Annotated in this window: 15 protein-coding genes; 10 read left to right on the forward strand and 5 right to left on the reverse strand. The window is 62.5% G+C overall.

Annotated elements, in window-relative coordinates:
* Positions 1-154: 154 nt before the first annotated feature.
* Positions 155-646, reverse strand: coding sequence for a hypothetical protein (locus tag AB8B02_RS06490; protein ID WP_439063471.1), 492 nt, complete (start codon positions 644-646; stop codon positions 155-157).
* Positions 647-920: 274 nt separating this feature from the next.
* On the opposite strand from AB8B02_RS06490, the gene AB8B02_RS06495 reads away from it, so the two are divergent.
* The 5 genes from AB8B02_RS06495 to AB8B02_RS06515 all read left to right on the forward strand — a co-directional run bounded on the left by AB8B02_RS06495 (position 921) and on the right by AB8B02_RS06515 (position 7,676).
* Positions 921-1,931, forward strand: a complete 1,011-nt coding sequence (locus AB8B02_RS06495) for a Gfo/Idh/MocA family protein (RefSeq protein WP_089266940.1) — start codon at positions 921-923, stop codon at positions 1,929-1,931.
* 78 nt (positions 1,932-2,009) lie between these two features.
* Positions 2,010-3,161, forward strand: coding sequence for a DegT/DnrJ/EryC1/StrS family aminotransferase (locus AB8B02_RS06500; RefSeq protein WP_439063472.1), 1,152 nt, complete (start codon positions 2,010-2,012; stop codon positions 3,159-3,161).
* A gap of 43 nt (positions 3,162-3,204) precedes the next feature.
* Positions 3,205-4,737, forward strand: coding sequence for a murein biosynthesis integral membrane protein MurJ (gene murJ / locus AB8B02_RS06505; protein ID WP_439063473.1), 1,533 nt, complete (start codon positions 3,205-3,207; stop codon positions 4,735-4,737).
* Between the two features lie 102 nt (positions 4,738-4,839).
* Positions 4,840-7,137: a xanthine dehydrogenase family protein molybdopterin-binding subunit gene (locus AB8B02_RS06510; RefSeq protein ID WP_439063474.1), complete on the forward strand. Its 2,298-nt coding sequence runs from the start codon at positions 4,840-4,842 to the stop codon at positions 7,135-7,137.
* Between the two features lie 92 nt (positions 7,138-7,229).
* Complete coding sequence (locus AB8B02_RS06515; RefSeq protein ID WP_439057874.1) at positions 7,230-7,676, forward strand: c-type cytochrome; 447 nt, start codon at positions 7,230-7,232, stop codon at positions 7,674-7,676.
* 77 nt (positions 7,677-7,753) lie between these two features.
* Here the strand turns inward: AB8B02_RS06515 and AB8B02_RS06520 are convergent, their stop codons facing one another.
* A complete protein-coding gene (locus AB8B02_RS06520; protein ID WP_439063475.1) occupies positions 7,754-8,176 on the reverse strand; it encodes a CHRD domain-containing protein in 423 nt (140 codons plus the stop codon).
* Positions 8,177-8,340: 164 nt separating this feature from the next.
* Between AB8B02_RS06520 and AB8B02_RS06525 the strand changes: the two genes are divergently transcribed.
* From AB8B02_RS06525 to AB8B02_RS06535, 3 genes are all read left to right on the forward strand, one after another.
* The gene (locus AB8B02_RS06525; protein ID WP_309949122.1) at positions 8,341-9,261 is read left to right on the forward strand and encodes a c-type cytochrome; all 921 of its coding nucleotides are present in this window, start codon (positions 8,341-8,343) and stop codon (positions 9,259-9,261) included.
* Positions 9,262-9,414: 153 nt separating this feature from the next.
* Entirely contained in the window at positions 9,415-10,389 is a 975-nt protein-coding gene (locus AB8B02_RS06530; RefSeq protein ID WP_439063476.1) for a DMT family transporter, read from the forward strand.
* Positions 10,390-10,664: 275 nt separating this feature from the next.
* Positions 10,665-12,095 carry an aldehyde dehydrogenase family protein gene (locus AB8B02_RS06535; protein WP_068738114.1) on the forward strand — a complete coding sequence of 477 codons (1,431 nt, stop codon included), beginning with the start codon at positions 10,665-10,667 and terminating at the stop codon, positions 12,093-12,095.
* Between the two features lie 199 nt (positions 12,096-12,294).
* On the opposite strand, the gene AB8B02_RS06540 is transcribed toward AB8B02_RS06535, so the two are convergent.
* Positions 12,295-13,254, reverse strand: a complete 960-nt coding sequence (locus tag AB8B02_RS06540; RefSeq protein ID WP_439063477.1) for an SMP-30/gluconolactonase/LRE family protein — start codon at positions 13,252-13,254, stop codon at positions 12,295-12,297.
* Between the two features lie 146 nt (positions 13,255-13,400).
* Here AB8B02_RS06540 and AB8B02_RS06545 point away from each other — a divergent pair, with 146 nt between their 5' ends.
* Together AB8B02_RS06545 and AB8B02_RS06550 are read left to right on the forward strand one after the other, a co-directional pair.
* Positions 13,401-14,216: an NAD-dependent epimerase/dehydratase family protein gene (locus AB8B02_RS06545; protein WP_439063478.1), complete on the forward strand. Its 816-nt coding sequence runs from the start codon at positions 13,401-13,403 to the stop codon at positions 14,214-14,216.
* A gap of 87 nt (positions 14,217-14,303) precedes the next feature.
* Entirely contained in the window at positions 14,304-16,010 is a 1,707-nt protein-coding gene (locus tag AB8B02_RS06550; protein WP_439063479.1) for an IlvD/Edd family dehydratase, read from the forward strand.
* 2 nt (positions 16,011-16,012) lie between these two features.
* Here AB8B02_RS06550 and AB8B02_RS06555 read toward each other — a convergent pair whose 3' ends face one another.
* Together AB8B02_RS06555 and AB8B02_RS06560 are read right to left on the reverse strand one after the other, a co-directional pair.
* Positions 16,013-16,924 (reverse strand): ribokinase, encoded by a 912-nt coding sequence (locus AB8B02_RS06555; protein WP_439063480.1) that lies wholly within the window; start codon positions 16,922-16,924, stop codon positions 16,013-16,015.
* A 5-nt stretch (positions 16,925-16,929) separates the two neighbouring features.
* On the reverse strand, positions 16,930-17,823 hold the full coding sequence (locus AB8B02_RS06560) for a sugar kinase (RefSeq protein WP_089266953.1): 894 nt from the start codon (positions 17,821-17,823) through the stop codon (positions 16,930-16,932).
* Positions 17,824-18,024: the final 201 nt, after the last annotated feature.

An 18,024-nucleotide genomic window follows, 5' to 3' on the forward strand; every position in this document is an offset into this window, starting at 1 on the left:
CTCTGGAGGGGACACCCTCCAGAGCGCACCTGTTGGTCAACGGCGTGTTTGGGAACGAGCTTGAGGTATCGAGTTCAAATAAGTGGGGTCTTCGTCCGAGCGCTGCGAGGCATGTTCGAGACGTGTCGAACGAAGGCCTGATCGGAAGAGATGATTAGATCTTCTGTCCCTGCGGCGCCTTCGGCCCGGCCGGCGCTGCGCCGCCGCTCCCGCCCACATCGATCCTGATCCGCTGCACCTCCGTGCGTCCTGCTGGATACTTCACTTCGATCGTGACCTCGTCGCTGCCGACGAAGTCCGCCTTCGATTGATAGAAGGCGATGAAGCCGGGGACTTCGAGCGCGAGGCACTGCTTGTAGTTGGTGGCGCTGACCTTGCCGCGCTTGATGCTGATGGTGCCATTGGCCGGTGGCGTCACCATACGCAATGCGGGCAGGGTGCCCGAGGTGCAGTCGGGCTGAACATTGAGATAAACGCCGACCTGGAAGTTACGCGCGGTCGGGCCCTTGGCGGTCCGCTCGACGACAGTGGGTGTCGTGGCAGGCGGCGCTGGCGATGGTGTCTGCGCCCAAAGGGCGGTTCCGGCACCGGTTCCCGCCAGAGTGCTTATGACGAGACTCAGCGCGACCACCGGCTTGCGAAACATGGAATTTCTCTCGATTGGCGGGTGATAACAGCGCGGCGCGACATCCCAAGGATGCAGCAAAAGTGCTGTCATATCAATGGATCGCAGGCCCATGGGCCGGATCGATGAGGGGCGGTTGGCCGGTCTCACGACTTGGTGTAATTCTTTGAATCAAAACGTGTTTGGGTAGCTCCGCGGGGCAATCGCCACATCTGTGGCGGGCATGCTAGGAGAACCCACGGCGCCAGTATGGTGAATCGCCGCGCCGGCTCTTAAGAATTCTGAGGTTTGTTGAATGGTGTCGAAAGAAACTTCCGCAGCGAAGGATGCGGTGCGCACGCTGCGTGTCGGCGTCGTGGGCGCAGGTGTCATGGGCACCAATCATGGCCGCGTGCTGGCCGGGCTGCCGGGCATCGAAATGGTCGGCATCGTCGATCCCATGCTCGAACATCGCACCCGCGCCGAGAAACTGATCGGCTGCAAGACCTTTGCCGATCTGGACGCACTGCTGGCCGCTGGCGTCGATGCCGTGACCATCGCAGCGCCCACTCACTTGCATCACGAAGTCGCGCTGGCCTGCATCGCCAAGGGCATTCACGTGCTCGTCGAGAAGCCGATTGCGTCCACCGTGGAAGAGGGACGCGAGATCGTCGATGCCGCGCAAAAGGCTGGCGTGACTCTGATGATCGGCCACGTCGAGCGTTTCAACCCCGCCGTCGCCACCATCAAGAAGGCGATCGAGGGCGAGGACATTCTGTCGATCGGCATCACGCGCGTCGGCCCGTTCCCGCCGCGCATGTCCAATGTCGGCGTTGTCATCGACCTCGCCGTGCATGACATCGACCTGATCCGCTGGTTCACCGAGAGCGACATCGTCGAGGTGCAGCCGCAGCTCGCCTCCGCCGTCGCCGAGCGCGAAGACATCGCGCTGCTGCAGTTCCGCACGGCATCTGGCGTGCTCGCCCATATCAACACCAACTGGCTGACGCCGTTCAAGGCGCGCACCGTCACGGTCGCAACGCGCGGCAAATATGTGATGGGCGATCTGCTGACGCGGCAGGTCACCGAATGTTTCGGCTTCAAGACCGACGGCAGCTATTCGATGCGGCATCTGCCGGTCGGGCAGGACGAGCCGTTGCGCGCCGAATTGATGGCGTTTCTCGATGCGGTGCGCACCGGCGGCGTGCCGGCGGTGACCGGAGAGGAGGGTGTCGCCTCCCTCGAAATCGCGATCCAGTGCCTGGAAGCGCCAAAGAAGCGCGCGGCCACAGCATCACGCCCGGCGCCCCGCAAGGTGGTTGGCTGACGCAAGCGCGACCCGGCGCATGCATGCGCCGGCGTCCAATATCCAGACTTCAACACGACACTCTGCAGGCCAGGCATCATGAACCAGCACACCCGCATCGACCCCGTTCCCTTCATCGACCTCAATGCGCAGCGTCAGCGGCTGGGTGCGTCGATCGACGAGGCGGTCACCCGCGTGCTCAATCACTGCCAGTTCATCAACGGCCCGGAAGTCACCAAGTTGGAGGCCGAGCTCGCCAAATATTGCGGCGCCAAGCATGTGATCAGCTGCGCCAGCGGCACCGACGCGCTGATGATGGTGCTGATGGCCAAGAAGATCGGCCCGGGCGATGCCGTGCTGTGCCCGTCCTTCACCTTCTGCGCCACCGGCGAGGCCGTGGCGCTGGTCGGCGCGTCGCCCGTATTTGTCGAAGTCGATGAAGTCACTTTCAACATCAGCCCTGAATCCGTGAAGCGTGGCATTGCCACCGCCAGGAAGGCCGGTCTGAAGCCCCGGGCGATCATCCCGGTCGATCTGTTCGGCCAGCCCGCCGATCTCGATGCGGTCAACGCCATCGCCGAGGCCGAGGGCCTGTTCGTGCTGGAAGATGCCGCGCAGGCCTTCGGCGCGACCTATAAAGGCAAGCGCATCGGTACCTCGGCGCTGGCCACCACCACCAGCTTCTTTCCGGCCAAGCCGCTCGGCTGTTTCGGCGACGGCGGCGCGATCTTCACCGATGACGACCAGCTCGCCGAGGACCTGCGCAGCATCCGCATCCACGGCCAGGGCTCCGACAAATACGACAATGTCCGGTTGGGGATCACCGGCCGCCTCGACACCATCCAGGCCGCGGTGTTGCTGGAAAAGCTGAAGATCTTCGACGACGAAATCGCCGCCCGCAACAAAGTAGCCGACCGCTACGCCCGCAGCCTCGGTAACCTCGTCACCGTGCCGCGGGTCGCCGAGGGCAATACGTCGATCTGGGCCTGCTACGTGATCCGTCTGCCCAAGGGCACCGACCGCGACGCCTTTGCCAATGCGCTGAAGGCGCAGGGCGTGCCATCAGCGATCTATTACGCGAAGTCGATGCATATGCAGACGGCCTATAAGGACTATCCGGTCGTCGATGGCGGCCTGCCGGTCTGCGAGGCGCTGTCGGCCGACGTCATCAGCTTGCCAGTGCATGCCTATCTCGACGAGGCCACCCAGGATCGTGTCATTCAGGCTGTGCGCGACGCGCTGGCCGCCTGATTTGGCCGTTTTGCACCGCCGCTTCATGCTGTAGAAGCGGCGGATGCTGGGACGCATTTTCACCGTCGGCGGATATACGCTGCTCTCGCGGATCACCGGTTTCGCGCGCGACATCATGCTCGCGGCGATCCTTGGCGCCGGGCCGGTGGCTGACGCCTTCTTCGTGGCGCTGCGACTGCCCAATCATTTCCGCGCCATTTTCGCCGAAGGCGCATTTAATGCCGCTTTTGTGCCAGCCTATGCCCATGTGACCGGTAAGGGCGGCCCACAATCGGCGCATCTGTTCGCCGATCGCATCTTCACGCTGCTGTTTGCATCGCAGGTCGTGTTGCTCATCCTGGCCATTCTGTTCATGCCGCAGGCCATGAGCATCCTGGCGCCGGGCTTCACCGATGATCCCGCGCAGCGTCATCTCGCCATCGAGCTGACACGCATCACTTTCCCCTATCTGCTGCTGATCACGCTGGTGACGCTCTATGGCGGCATGCTCAACGTGATGCAGCGCTTTGCCAGTGCGGCGGCGGCCTCGATCTTCCTCAATATCTCAATGATGGCGACATTGGCGCTGGCTGCGTTCTTCCCGAGTGCAGGTCACGCCGCCGCCTGGGGCGTGCTGATTTCGGGCTTTCTGCAATATTTCCTGCTCGCCGGAGACCTGCAGCGCCATGGCGGACTTCCTCGTTTTGCGCCGCTGCGCCTCGACGAGGACGTGCGGGGATTCTTCCGCGCGCTCGGCCCGGCGACGCTCGGCTCAATGGGCACGCAAGTCGCATTATTTGCCGATACCATCATCGCGACCTTCTTGCCGGTCGGCGCGCTGTCGGCGCTGTATTATGCCGACCGTCTCAACCAGTTGCCGATCGGGGTGATCGGCATCGCCATCGGCACGGTGCTCCTGCCGGAAATGTCGCGGCGGATGGCGGCAGACGATCACGTTGGCGCCATGGGCGCGCAGCGCCGCGCCTTCCTGTTCACGCTGTTGTTCTCGCTGCCCTTCGTCGCCGCATTTCTCGTGGTGCCCGATGTCATCATGCGGGCGATGTTTGCCCGCGGGGCTTTCACCAAGGCCGATGCTGCCGTCGCTGCGGCGACGCTCGCCGCCTATGCCATAGCGCTCATCCCTTTCGTGATGATTCGCAGTGCGGTCGCAACTTTCAACGCGCGCAAGGACACCACGACGCCGATGATTGCCGCGCTCACCGGTATCGCAGTCAACGTCGCGCTGAAGATTCTGCTGATGGGACCTCTGGCGCAGATCGGCCTCGCGCTTGCTACCGCGGCGGGAGCCTGGATCAATCTGTTGCTGGTCATCTTCTTCGCTATGCGGGCCGGCTATCTCGAATTCGATCGAGCGTTCCTGCTGGCGCTGGGCAAATTCGCGTTGACCGGCGTGGTCCTCGCTGTGGTGCTGTGGGGGACCACGCGTCTTGCGGCGGAGCAGTTTGCGGGCCTCACCAGCCTCCGCGACGAAGCGACGCTGGGAGTTCTCATCATCGTGACCGTCCTGGTCTATTCGGCATTGGTCCTGATGCTTTTCGGCAAAAGCTGGCTGCGCAGCCTGGTCCGCGCCAGATAGCTCGCTTCATCGTGTCCCAAAGTCGGGCAGGGCGACGCTCTGTGCCACTTGCCGCCATCCTCCCGCAGTGTAGATTGAGTCTAAACTGCATGCGGAGGAACGATGGCCCCCATCAAATTCGGCGTCGGACAGAGTGTCCTGCGCAAAGAAGACGACGCCCTCATTCGTGGCCGTGGCCGCTATACCGACGATCATGCGCCCGTCACGCTGCATGCCCTCGTGCTGCGCTCGCCGCATGCCCATGCCAATTTCACCATCGATGTCAGCAAGGCGCGCACACTTCCGGGTGTCGCTGCGATTCTGACGGCGGAAGACACCAAGGACCTCGGCGGTCTGCCCTGCCTGTTCAATCTCGAAGATCATCCTTTCACCGGGCCGGATTATCCGATCCTCGCCGCCGGGGAAGTCCGCCATGTCGGCGACGCCGTGGCCTTCGTCGTTGCGGAGACTGTCGCGCAGGCGCGCGATGCGATTGAGGCGATCGAGGTCGGCTGGAAGCCGCTGCCGTCCGTGAACGGTCTGGTCAATGCCGTCGCCAAGGGCGCGCCGCAGGTGTGGGCCAAGCATCCCGGCAACATCCTGTTCGATGTGCCGATCGGCGACAAGAAGGCGGTCGATGCGGTGTTCGCCAAGGCGCCAGTTGTCGCCGAGGTCAAGATCGTCAATCCGCGCGTCATCATCAACTATATGGAGACCCGCGCGGCGATCTGTGAATACGACGCCAAGCGCGATTACATGACGCTGACCATCGGCAGCCAGGGCAGCCATCGTCTGCGCGACATCCTCTGCGATAACGTGCTGAAGATGCCCAAGGACAAGATGCGCGTGATCTGTCCCGATGTCGGCGGTGGTTTCGGCACGCGGCTGTTTCCCTATCGCGAATATGCGCTGGTGGCCTTTGCCGCCAAGAAGCTCGGCAAGAATGTGAAATGGGCGGCGGATCGCACCGATCACTTCCTCGGCGACGCGCAGGGCCGTGACAACGTTACCCATGCACGCATGGCGCTGAGCGAGGATGGCAAGTTTCTCGCCATGGATGTCGACCTGATGGCCGACATGGGCGCCTATCTGTCGACTTTTGGGCCGTACATTCCGCATGGCGGCGCCGGCATGTTGCCGGGGCTCTACGACATCCAGGCCTTCCACTGCCGCGTCCGCACGGTGTTCACCAATTCTGTGCCGGTGGATGCCTATCGCGGCGCCGGCCGTCCGGAGGCAGCCTATGTCGTCGAGCGTCTCGTCGATCAATGCGCGCGCAAGCTCGGCATGACGCCGGATGCGATCCGCCGCAAGAATTTCATTTCGCCGAAGGCGATGCCGTACAAGACCGCGACCGGCAAGGTGTACGACTCCGGCGATTTCACCGCGCATATGAAACGCGCGATGGATGTCGCGGGCTGGAAGGAATTTCCAAAGCGGGCCAAGGCCGCGAAGAAGGAGGGCCTGGTTCGCGGTATCGGCATGGCCACCTATGTGGAAGTCTGTGGCACCATGGGCGACGAGACCGCCAATGTTGCTGTTGGCGCCGATGGCGACATCACCATCCTGATCGGCACGCAGTCGACCGGGCAAGGGCATCACACGGCCTATGCCCAGATCGTCGCCGAACAGTTCGGTGTGACACCGGACCGCGTCCACATCGTCCAGGGCGACACGGCGAAGGTGGCGACCGGTCTCGGTACCGGCGGCTCCGCATCGATCCCGACCGGTGGCGTCAGCGTGCAGCGCGCCACCAGGCAGCTCGGTATCAACCTCAAGGAGCTCGCGGCGGATATGCTGGAAACCAGCGCCGCCGACCTCGAGATCGATGGCGGCGTGGTGAAGATCGCCGGCACTGACCGCTCGGTATCATTCGCCGATCTCGCTAAGAAGGCTAATCCGTCGAAGCTCAATGCGTCGGAAACCTTCAGCAGCGCCGACGGCACCTTCCCCAACGGCACCCATCTGGTCGAAGTCGAGATTGATCCTGCGACCGGCAAGATCGCCATTGTCAATTACGTCATCGTCGACGATTTCGGCGTCACGCTGAATCCGTTGCTGCTGGCCGGCCAGGTTCATGGCGGCACCATGCAGGGCATCGGCCAGGCGCTCATGGAGCAGGCGATCTACGATCCCGAGGACGGCCAGCTCGTCACCGGCACTTTCATGGACTATGCGCTGCCGCGCGCGGCCGACGGCGCGCCGATCTCGTTCGAGACCCACAACATCCCCTGCGTGACCAATCCGCTGGGGGTGAAGGGGGCCGGCGAGGCCGGCGCCATCGGCTCCTGTCCGGCCGTGATGAACGCCATCGTCGATGGCCTCTATCGCGAATACAAAATCGAGCACATCGACATGCCCGCAACCCCTGAGCGGGTGTGGATGGCGATCCGCGAGCACGAACGGCTCCACACGCTGTAGAGCGTCGCCGCCGGGAATAGCCCGATGGCGGCGGGGTTCATCTACATGTTGCGAACTAGTCCTAATCGAATTCCAAACAGGGGTATTGGTCGATGAAACGTGCGCTTCTCGTTGTCGGAGCTTTGCTGTTGAGTGTGGGGGCGGTCTCGGCCCAGCAGGAGATCGTCAAGGAACGCCAGACGCTGATGAAATCCAACGGCCGCGCCTTGGGTGGTACGCTCAGCGCGATGGCCAAGGGCGACAAGCCCTATGATCAGGCCGCGGTCGAGGCCGCGTTGACCGTGCTGGACGAAACCGCCAAGAAGCTGCCGACGCTGTTTCCGGACAGCACCAAGGGTCTGAAGGCCGAGGGTGACTATTCGACGTCGCCGAAGGTCTGGGAAGACAAGGCCGGTTTCGATGCCCACATTGTCACCTTCGCCAAGGCGGTCACCGACGCCAAGGCCAAGATCAAGGATCTCGACAGCCTCAAGGCGAATGTCGGCGGCATCGGCAAGGCATGCGGCGGCTGCCACGAGACGTTCAGGCTGAAGATCTGAGCTCGATTGTGAACTCTGAATGAAAGGGCGAACGCCGCAGCGCTCGCCCTTTTGTCCAACCACCGTCGATTCGAATGTTACTTCGTGACCTGTCCGCGGATCTCGCCGCCTTTGTTGGCCTCAGTGTGGATGTTGACATAGTACTTGCCGGCCAACAGGTCGGCGGCCTGTGCGTCGGTCAGCGTGGCGCTGCCTTCGGAGCCGGATGTGGTTGGTGTGATCGGTACGGCCACTCCGGCATTCTTGCCGGCTTCGGCGGGGCCGTGGAAATGCGCCATGGTCGCAGGACCCGTGAGGCCGGAATAGGTCAGCTTCCAGGTCAGCTTCTTGGTGGCGGGATCGAAGTCGATATCGGCGGTGCCCTTGCCGGCGCTGGTATTGGCGGGCACTTCGGAGGCGCTGTCGAGGGTCGCCTTCATCTTGTCGGCGGAAGCGGGGCCGGCGAGGGCGATGCTGGCGCCGAGTGCGAGGGACGCGAGCATGATCGAACGAGGTGACATGGTTTTCTCCCTGATGATGGTGAGGTCGTCATGGCTGGAAACATCCGAGACGCCAATTCATTCCCCCGGTAGCCTAAGGGATGGATCACGGTTTCGTTCCGGCAGCGGCTGTTCAAGGCGATGCGCCCGTTGATGTTTGACCCGGCTACCGATTGGACATGCACGTGCTGAAACGGCTTTTCATTCTCGCATTTGTCGCGGCTGTCATCGGCCTCGGCGTGTTCTGGTGGCTGACGATTCCAGTAACGGTGGCTGCGAGCACGCTCCCGCCGCACACGCCCAATCCCGGCAATGGCGCAGTGGTCTTCAATGCCGGTGGCTGCTCGTCATGCCATGCGACGCCGGCGCAGCAGGATCGGCTCAAGCTCGGGGGCGGGCTCCCGCTGACATCGCCGTTCGGTACGTTCTATGTGCCCAACATCTCGCCCGATCCCACGGCCGGTATCGGCCGCTGGAGCGAGGCTGATTTTGTGACGGCGCTGCTGAAGGGCACGTCGCCGAACGGCTCGCATTACTTTCCGGCTTTTCCCTACACGTCCTACCAGCAGATGAAGGTGGAGGATATCAGGGACCTGTTCGCTTTTCTGAAGACGCTGCCACCGGTGGCCAGCAAGGCGCCGGATCATGCGGTGCCATTTCCATTTAACATCCGCCGCAACCTCGGCGTCTGGAAGCTGCTGTTCCTCGATGGCAAACCCTTCGAGGCGGATGCTTCGAAGTCGCCGCAGTGGAATCGCGGCAGCTATCTGGTGAATGCGCTGGGCCACTGCGCCGAGTGCCACAGCCCGCGCAATGCATTGGGCGGCATCGTGACGGCACAGCGCTTTGCCGGCGGTCCGAACCCCGACGGCGAGGGTTGGGTGCCCAACATCACCCAGAAGCGTCTCGGTGACTGGAGCGAAAAGGACATCGCGTATTTCCTGGAAACCGGGCAGACGCCGGACGGCGACACCGCCGGTGGCTCCATGGCCCGCGTGATCCGCAATACCTCCCAGTTGAGCGCAGACGACCGCTCGGCGATGGCGCTCTATCTGAAATCGCTCCCTGCGGTGGAGGGGCCCATTAGGCCCGCCAAAAAGGGCTAAACCCGCGCAAGGTTGGGTTGTGGCGAGGTGCAGCCTTGCATGGAAACCCGCCAAGCCATGTCGCATCGGCGGTTTTCGTGAGGAGGCTCACGTGATTGTGTGCTGCAACATGAAGACCCCCACGATTCCCCTGATCTCCATTTCCCCGAACTCATGAACATCTTCAAAGCCGTGTCGCTGAAGATTGCCAGCACCATGGCGTTTGCCATCATGGGCGCGCAGGGTCGCTATCTCGGCAGCGAAGTGCCGCTCGGCGAGATCGTGTTCGCCCGCGGGTTGTTTGCGCTGATCCCGATCGTGCTGTTTTTCGGCTGGCGCGGCCAATTGTGCGGCGCGCTGCGCACCAACCGCGTCTCCGCGCATCTGGTGCGCGGTTCGTTCAGCGTGATCGGGACGTTCTGCACCTTCGGCGCGCTGGCGCGATTGCCGATCGCGGACGTGACCGCCATTGCCTTCATCGCGCCGCTGATCACCGTGGTGTTCGCCTCGATCTTCCTGAAAGAGCAGGTCCATGCCTATCGCTGGTCGGCGGTGGCGATTGGCTTTTCCGGCGTGATCCTAATGCTGTCGCCGTATTTCCACGACCACGCGGCGCTGACCACGTCGATGATCATCGGTCTGTCGCTGGCGCTGCTCAATGCCTTCTCGTCGGGCGGTGCGACCATCCAGATCCGCCGGCTGACCGCAACGGAGTCCTCATCCGCGATTGTCATCTTCATGACGCTGATCGTGATGGCGGCGTCGCTGCTCACGGCGCCATTCGGCTGGCGCTGGCCCACGAGTTTCGAATTGGCGCTGCTGATCGGCATCGGCATTTCCGGTGGGCTCGGGCAGATGCTGTTCACCGAGAGCTATCGCTATGCGCCGGCGTCCTTCCTTGCACCGTTCGACTACACGGCGATGTTGTGGGCCTTCTTGCTCGGCTTCTGGATGTTCGGCGAAGTGCCGACGCCTTACGTGGTCGGCGGCGCGGTAATCGTCGCGGGCGCAGGCATCTTCGTCATCCTGCGCGAGCGCCATCTCGGCCTGAAGCGGCTGCGCGACACGCCAATGTCGCCGATTTCCACCATGGCCGACGATGAAGCCGACCCGGATGCGCCCATCGCTGTCCGCGCAAAGTCACGCTGATTTTTCGCTCAATTTTGTTGCAATGCACACTGCGCTTTGCTGGCAAGCTGTGCCATTTCGATTTTAGAACGCGCGCAAAACACGGGGCCTTGCTCCTGCCACGCGGCTGGATTTATATGCATTTGCTGCTTTCACGCGGCACCCCGTGCATGACGGGCTCATGAGGCGAAATGACCGCGCAAGGGTGCTTGCCGGACGTGTCGTTCCTTCCCAGATAGACCCGGCTGCACAGAATTTTCTGACGACAGACGTTCCCGCAATCAAAGAGGTTACCAATGGTCAACCGCCTGCAATTCTACATCGATGGCGCCTGGGTCGATCCCGTCGTCAAAAAGACCACCCCTGTCGTCAATCCGGCGACTGAAGATGCGATGTACGACATTGCGCTGGGCTCCAAGGCCGACGTCGACAAGGCTGTCGCCGCTGCCAAGCGCGCTTTCGAGACGTTCTCCCAGACCACCCGTGAAGAGCGCATCGCGCTGCTCGAAAAGATCATCGCGGTCTACAAGACCCGCATGTCGGATATCGGTGCGTCGGTCTCCGACGAAATGGGCGCTCCGCTGCCGATGGCCGAGAAGCTGCAGGCCGGTGCCGGCCTCGGTCATCTCGTCGCCACGCTCGACGTGCTGAAGACCTACAAGTTCGACGAGGCGCACAACGCCGCCATGATCACGAAGGAGCCGATTGGCGTCGTTGGCATGATCACCCCGTGGAATTGGCCGCTGAACCAGATCGCCTGCAAGGTCGCGCCTGCGCTCGCCGCCGGCTGCACCATGCTCTTGAAGCCGTCGGAATACACCCCGACCTCAGCGCTGATCTTCGCGGAAATCCTCCATGAAGCCGGCGTGCCGAAGGGCGTGTTCAACCTCGTCAACGGTCTCGGCCCGGATGTCGGCGTCGCCATGAGCGAACATCCCGATATCGACATGATCTCCTTCACCGGTTCGACCCGCGCCGGCATCGACGTTGCCAAGCGCGCCGCGAATACCGTGAAGCGCGTCAGCCAGGAGCTCGGTGGCAAGTCGCCGAATGTGATCCTTGACGGCGCAGACTTCGTGAAGGCCGTCACCGGCGGCGTCGCGCACATGTTCAACAACTCCGGACAGTCGTGCAACGCGCCGAGCCGCATGATCGTGCCGCAGGCGAAGATGAAGGAAATCGCTGCCATCGCGAAGGCGCAGGCCGACAAGACCAAGGCCGGCGATCCGCGCGCTGACGGCACTGTCATCGGTCCGGTGGTCAATCGCGGCCAGTGGGACAAGATCCAGGGCCTGATCCAGAAGGGCATCGAGGAAGGCGCCACGCTGGTCGCCGGCGGCCCCGGCCTGCCGGAAGGCGTCAACAAGGGCTTCTATGTGCGTCCGACGATCTTCGCCGACGTCACCGAGAACATGACCATCGCGCGCGAGGAAATCTTCGGGCCGGTGCTTGTGATCATGGGGTCCAAGGACGAAGCCGATGCGCTCCGCATCGCCAATGACACCCCGTACGGCCTCGCTGGCTACGTCTCGGCTGACACGGTCGAGAACGCCCGCAAGTTCGGCCGTCGCATCCGCGCTGGCAACGTCAACCTGCAGGGCGCGCCAAACGACCGCACTGCGCCGTTCGGCGGCTACAAGCAGTCCGGCAACGGCCGCGAATGGGGCAAGCATGGTCTCGAGGACTTCCTCGAGGTCAAGGCAATCGCCGGCTACACCGCGGCGTAAGACCGCGTCGTTGAAGCGCAAGCTTCGTGACTGAAAACGCCGGCATGGAGCTATCCATGCCGGCGTTTTTGTTTCTACGATGGTCTCTCCGCCGTCATTGCGAGGAGCGAAGCGACGCGGCAATCCAGAAGGCCACAAGCGTGGAAAGACTGGATTGCTTCGCTACGCTCGCAATGACGTTGAGAGGGCGGTGTACCCGTCAGCCCCCAAACGCCCCCTGCGTGTTTACATACACCGCATAGATCGACTGGCTCGATGCCATGAACAGCCGGTTGCGTTTCACGCCGCCGAAACAGACATTGGCGCAGCGCTCGGGCAGCGCGATGCGGCCGATCTGTTCGCCGTCGGGCGCGAAGATGAAGACACCGTCTAGCTCCGGCTTGCCCATGCCCCAGCCGCACCACAGATTGCCGTCGATATCGCAGCGCATGCCGTCGGGCGTGCCCGGGCCCGCATCGATCAGTACGCGCTTATTCTTCAGCGTCTTGCCGTCGGCGGCAACGTCGTAGGCGAGAATCTTGCGGTTCGGCACGCCGCGGGATTCCACGACATAGAGCAGCTTCTCGTCGGGCGAAAAACACAGTCCGTTCGGGCCGAGCACATCATCGGCGACGATGGTGGACGTCAACGTATCGCCATCGATGCGGTAGATATTCTGCCCGATCTCGGATGGCGCCTTGTTGCCCTCATAGTCGCTCATCAGGCCGAATGGCGGATCGGTGAACCAGATCGAGCCATCGGACTTGACGACCACATCATTCGGCGAGTTCAGTTTCTTGCCTTCGAAATTATCCATCAGCACTGTGATGGTGCCGTCATATTCGGTGCGTGTGATCCGGCGCCCGTGTTCGCAGGTGATCAGGCGCCCCTGGCGATCCCGCGTATTGCCATTGCCGTAATTCGATGGTTTGCGGAAATCGCTGATCGCGCCGGTTTCCTCTTCCCATTTGATAATGCGGTTGTTGGGAATGTCCGAACACAACAGATAGCGGCCGTCGCCGAAATAGACCGGCCCTTCGGCCCAGCGCATGCCGGTGGCGATGCGTTCAATGGCGCCGAGCTTGATCCAGTATTTTTCGAAGCGGGGATCGAGGGCGTGAATGGCGGGGTCGGGATAATAGGTCGCTGGCTGCCAGCCGCGCGATGTTATGTCGGACATTGGCGTCTCGTTCTCTGTCGTTTCCTCGGATGCGTTTGCTAACATCGGCGAGGGTAGGCGGCAAGCAATGCCGCTTGCACTGCCTTGCCGTCGCGCCCGCGCCGCGCCATACTTGTCTGACAACTGACAACATCACGAGGGACGGAATGAAGATCTTGATGACGGGCGCATCTGGCGGAATCGGCACGCGCTTGCGGGAATTGCTCCCGCTGATCTATCCGGACCTCGTGCTGAGCGATCTCACAACGCCGCCAAATCTCAAGCCAAACGAAAATTTCAAGCAGGCCGATCTGGCCGATCTCGCCGCGGTGGAGGCGATCTGCGAGGGCGTGGACGGCATCCTGCATTTCGGCGGCTTCTCGGTGGAGGGTCCGTGGGACACCATCCTGCAGGCCAATATCATCGGCGGCTACAATCTGTTTGAGGCCGCGCGCAAGAAGGGCGTCAAGCGCATCATCTTCGCGTCATCGAACCATGCAGTTGGTTTTTATCCGCGTCACAGCAAAATCCCGCCCGATGTCACCGCGCGGCCGGACAGCCGCTACGGTGTCAGCAAGGTGTTCGGCGAGGCGGTGGGCTCGCTCTACGCCGACAAATATGGACTGTCGGTGACATGTCTGCGCATCGGCAATTTCGGTGACCGTCCGCTGGATCAGCGCCGGCTATCGATCTGGCTGAAGCCGGAGGATCTGGTGCAGCTCTGCCAGATCGGCCTCGAACATCCCGCGATCCATTTCGAGGTGCTGTATGGCGCATCCTATAACGAGCGCGCCTGGTGGGATAACTCCCGCGCCTATGAACTCGGTTATCGCCCGATCGGTAAAGCCGAGGATCACCGCGAACACGCAATGGCGGAACAGGCGAAGATGAAACCCGATCCGGTCGGTGATTTCTATCAGGGCGGCGCATTTTGCAGCGCCGAATTCGCCGGCGATTTCAGCAAGGTGTGGGAGCCGAAATAGGGGCCCAGCCAGTCCGTCCCGCGCATTGACAAGAATTTTGGCGGCTTCATAAGAAGCATTCAAAACAAGCTTGGAATGGGAACGCACATGGCCGACGGATTGCGCAAGGGGCTGACCAGTTACGGCGATGCCGGGTTTTCACTGTTCCTGCGCAAGGCCTTCATCAAGGCCATGGGTTATTCCGACGATGCGCTGGACCGGCCCATTGTCGGGATCACCAACACCCATAGCGATTACAATCCCTGCCACGGCAATTCGCCCCAGATCATCGAGGCGGTGAAGCGCGGTGTGATGCTGGCCGGCGCGCTGCCGATGGTGTTTCCGACCATCTCCATCGGTGAAAGCTTCGCCCATCCGACCTCGATGTATCTGCGCAATCTGATGGCGATGGATACCGAGGAGATGATCAAGGCGCAGCCGATGGATGCGGTGGTCGTGATCGGCGGCTGCGACAAGACGCTGCCGGCGCAGATCATGGCAGCGCTGTCCGTGGATCTGCCGACGGTGGTGATCCCGGTCGGCCCAATGGTGGTCGGCCATCACAAAGGCGAGGTGCTCGGCGCCTGCACCGATTGTCGGCGCATGTGGGGCAAGTTCCGCGCCGGCGAGATCGATCAGCAGGAAATCGACGATGTGAACGCGCGTCTCGCGCCGTCGGTTGGCACCTGCATGGTGATGGGCACGGCGTCGACCATGGCCTGCATCACCGAGGCGATGGGTCTGTCGCTGCCGATGAGTGCGACCATTCCCGCGCCGCACGCCGAGCGCTTCCGGTCCGCCGAAGCCAGCGGCAAGCTTGCCGCGACGCTCGCCAAGAACAAGGGGCCGAAGCCGAGCGAATTTCTGACGCCGGGCTCGTTCCGCAATGCGCAGGTGGTGCTGCAGGCGATCGGCGGCTCGACCAACGGACTGATCCATCTCACGGCGATGGCCAACCGCACGCCGAACCGGATCGATCTCGCCGCTTTCGACGAGCTTGGCCGCGACGTGCCTGTGCTGGTCGATCTGAAGCCGTCGGGTGATCACTATATGGAACACTTCCATCACGCGGGCGGCGTGCCGAAACTGATGGCGCAGCTCGGCGATCTCATCGATCTCGACGCGAAATCTGTCACCGGCGAGACGCTGCGCGAGATCGTGGCCAATGCCGAAGAGGTGCCGGGCCAAGACGTGATCCGCTCGAAGGACAATCCGATCAAGCGCGAAGGCGGGCTGGCGATCCTGCACGGTAATCTGGCGCCGCGCAGCGCCGTCATCAAGCATTCCGCTGCGTCGCCCAAGCTGATGCAGCACACCGGCCGTGCCGTTGTGTTCGAGTCCGTCGAGGACATGACCAACCGCGTCGACGACCCCGATCTCGATGTGACTGCAGACGACGTGCTGGTGCTACGCAATGCCGGTCCCAAGGGCGCACCGGGCATGCCGGAGGCCGGCTATCTGCCAATCCCCATGAAGCTGGCGCGTGCCGGCGTGAAGGACATGGTGCGTATTTCAGACGCGCGCATGAGCGGTACAGCCTTCGGCACCATCGTGCTGCACATCACGCCGGAGAGCGCCGTGGGTGGCCCGCTGGCGCTTGTGAAGAATGGCGACATGATCCGTCTGGATGTGGCGAAGCGCTCGATCGATCTGTTGGTCGACGATGCCGAGCTTGCGAAGCGCCAGGCTGCGCTCCCGCCAGCGAAGACGCCGGACTGGGCGAAGCGCGGCTATGCGCATCTGTTTCACACCACGATCCTGCAGGCCGATGACGGCTGCGATTTCGACTTCATGACGGCGAAGGGGAAGGGCTGACGCTAGCCGGCAGCCGCTGACACTTCTTCCGCGGTTGGCATCGACGGCCCGGCGCCCATCCGCTGTATGCAAAGCGATGCGGCGACATTAGCATAGCCAATGGCGCTCTGCAGTGAATGTCCATCCGCAAGCTTTGCGGCAACAGCCCCCACGAAACAGTCGCCGGCACCGGTGGTGTCAATGGCCTTCACGATGCGGGCGGCTTCGAGGTGGACCCGGCCATCGATCAGCGCGATCGCGCCGCGCTTGCCCAGCGTGATGCAGATGTTCGGCCGATGATCGGTTTGCAATGTGGATGCGGCGGCGATGAAGCGCGCATCGGGATCGGTGTCGTGCAGTTCGAGACTTGCAAGCAGGCCGAGTTCGCTTTCATTGAGGATCAGAATATCCACCAGAGCCATCAGCTCACGGTCAATCGGCATCGCCGGTGCCGGATTGAGAATCGTCGTTGCACCGGATGCGCGCGCCCGCGTGAAGAAGGCCGTGATGGCCGGCAGCGGAATCTCGAATTGGCTGACGGCAACGTCGCCCTGCCGGAGTGCGGGCGCGGCGACATCGGCCGCACTCACCAGCGCGTTGGCGCCGGGAATGACAATGATGGTGTTGTCGGCATTTGCGACAGTAATGATCGCCGCTCCGGTGCCAACGCCAGTGACTTCGCGCACGTGAGCGAGATCGACGCCCTGCATGGCCAGAAATGCCCTGGTGTCGCGGCCAAAGGCATCCGCGCCGGTACAGCCGATCAGCATGGTCGCTGCACCAAGTTTCGCCGCAGCCACGGCCTGATTGGCGCCCTTGCCACCGGGAAAATACAACACTTCGCGGCCTGCTACAGTCTCACCGATTGCCGGATGGCGGTCGGCTGTCGCGACCACGTCCATATTGATGCTGCCGGCGACGACAATCCGGCCCATGGTGGTCACACCTGCGCCCGATATTCCTCACGCACCGCCGCGATATCCGACAATGTCGGCAGTCCCGCTTCATTGCCCAGGCGCTGGATCTTGAAGGTCGATGCGGCCCGCGCGAATTTGAAATGCTCGGCCCAGCTATGGCCGGGATTGGCGAGATATGAATAGACGTAAGCACCGTGGAAAACATCGCCGGCGCCATTGGTATCGATCACCTTCTCGCGCGGGATCGGCAGCGCGGGCAGCGTGTGCACTGTGCCGGCCTCGTCATACCAGAGCAGGCCCTTCTCGCCGAGCGTGACGCCGCCGACGCGGCAGCCGCGGCTCTTGAGATAGTCGAGCATCTTCTCCGGCGTCAGGTCCATCTGCTCGCACAGACGTTCGGCGACGATGGCGACGTCGATGAACTCAAGCAACTCATGGGTGTTGGTGCGCAATCCGCCGCCGTCGAGTGAGGTGAGGATGCCGGCCTCGCGGCAGAGCTTCGCGTAGTGGATCGCGGCATCGGGCTGATGGCCGTCGATATGCAGCGCGCGACAGGCGCCGAGATTGAGCAGCGGGAAGGGATGGATGTGTTCGTCGTCACGGCAGCGGACGATGGCACGCTTGCCGTCTTTCGGCATGATGAAGGACAGCGACGAACTCGCCACTTTGCGCGGATGGACCTCGATGGCATATTTCGCCGACATGTCCATGAACATGCGGCCGAGCCAGTCATTGGCGACGGTGGCGATGAGATCGGGCACAATGCCCAGCTTGGCGCAGCAGAAGGCCGCTGTCACCGCATTGCCGCCGAACGACACGGCATAGTCGGAGGCGACATGCTTCTCGTCGCCGGTCGGCATATGGTCGGTGATGAACGTGACGTCGATATAGGTCTGTCCGATAAAGAGTGCCTTCATGAATCCGTCCGTCTCGCCTGAGGGATGGCTGCACCCGTCCGGAGACGGCGCATCAGTCAGCTTAACAGCGGTTGCGACGAGGTCACCACCGAAATTGTGCGATGCCGCAGGATGCCGCAGCCGGGTGGACTCGGTTTTCAGCATTGCAGCTCGAAAACTGGCATAGTTCGATCACAACAACGCCACGAAGACGGGAGGGAT

This window comes from Tardiphaga sp. 862_B3_N4_1, assembly GCF_051811085.1.
Classification (GTDB): Bacteria; Pseudomonadota; Alphaproteobacteria; order Rhizobiales; family Xanthobacteraceae; genus Tardiphaga; species Tardiphaga robiniae.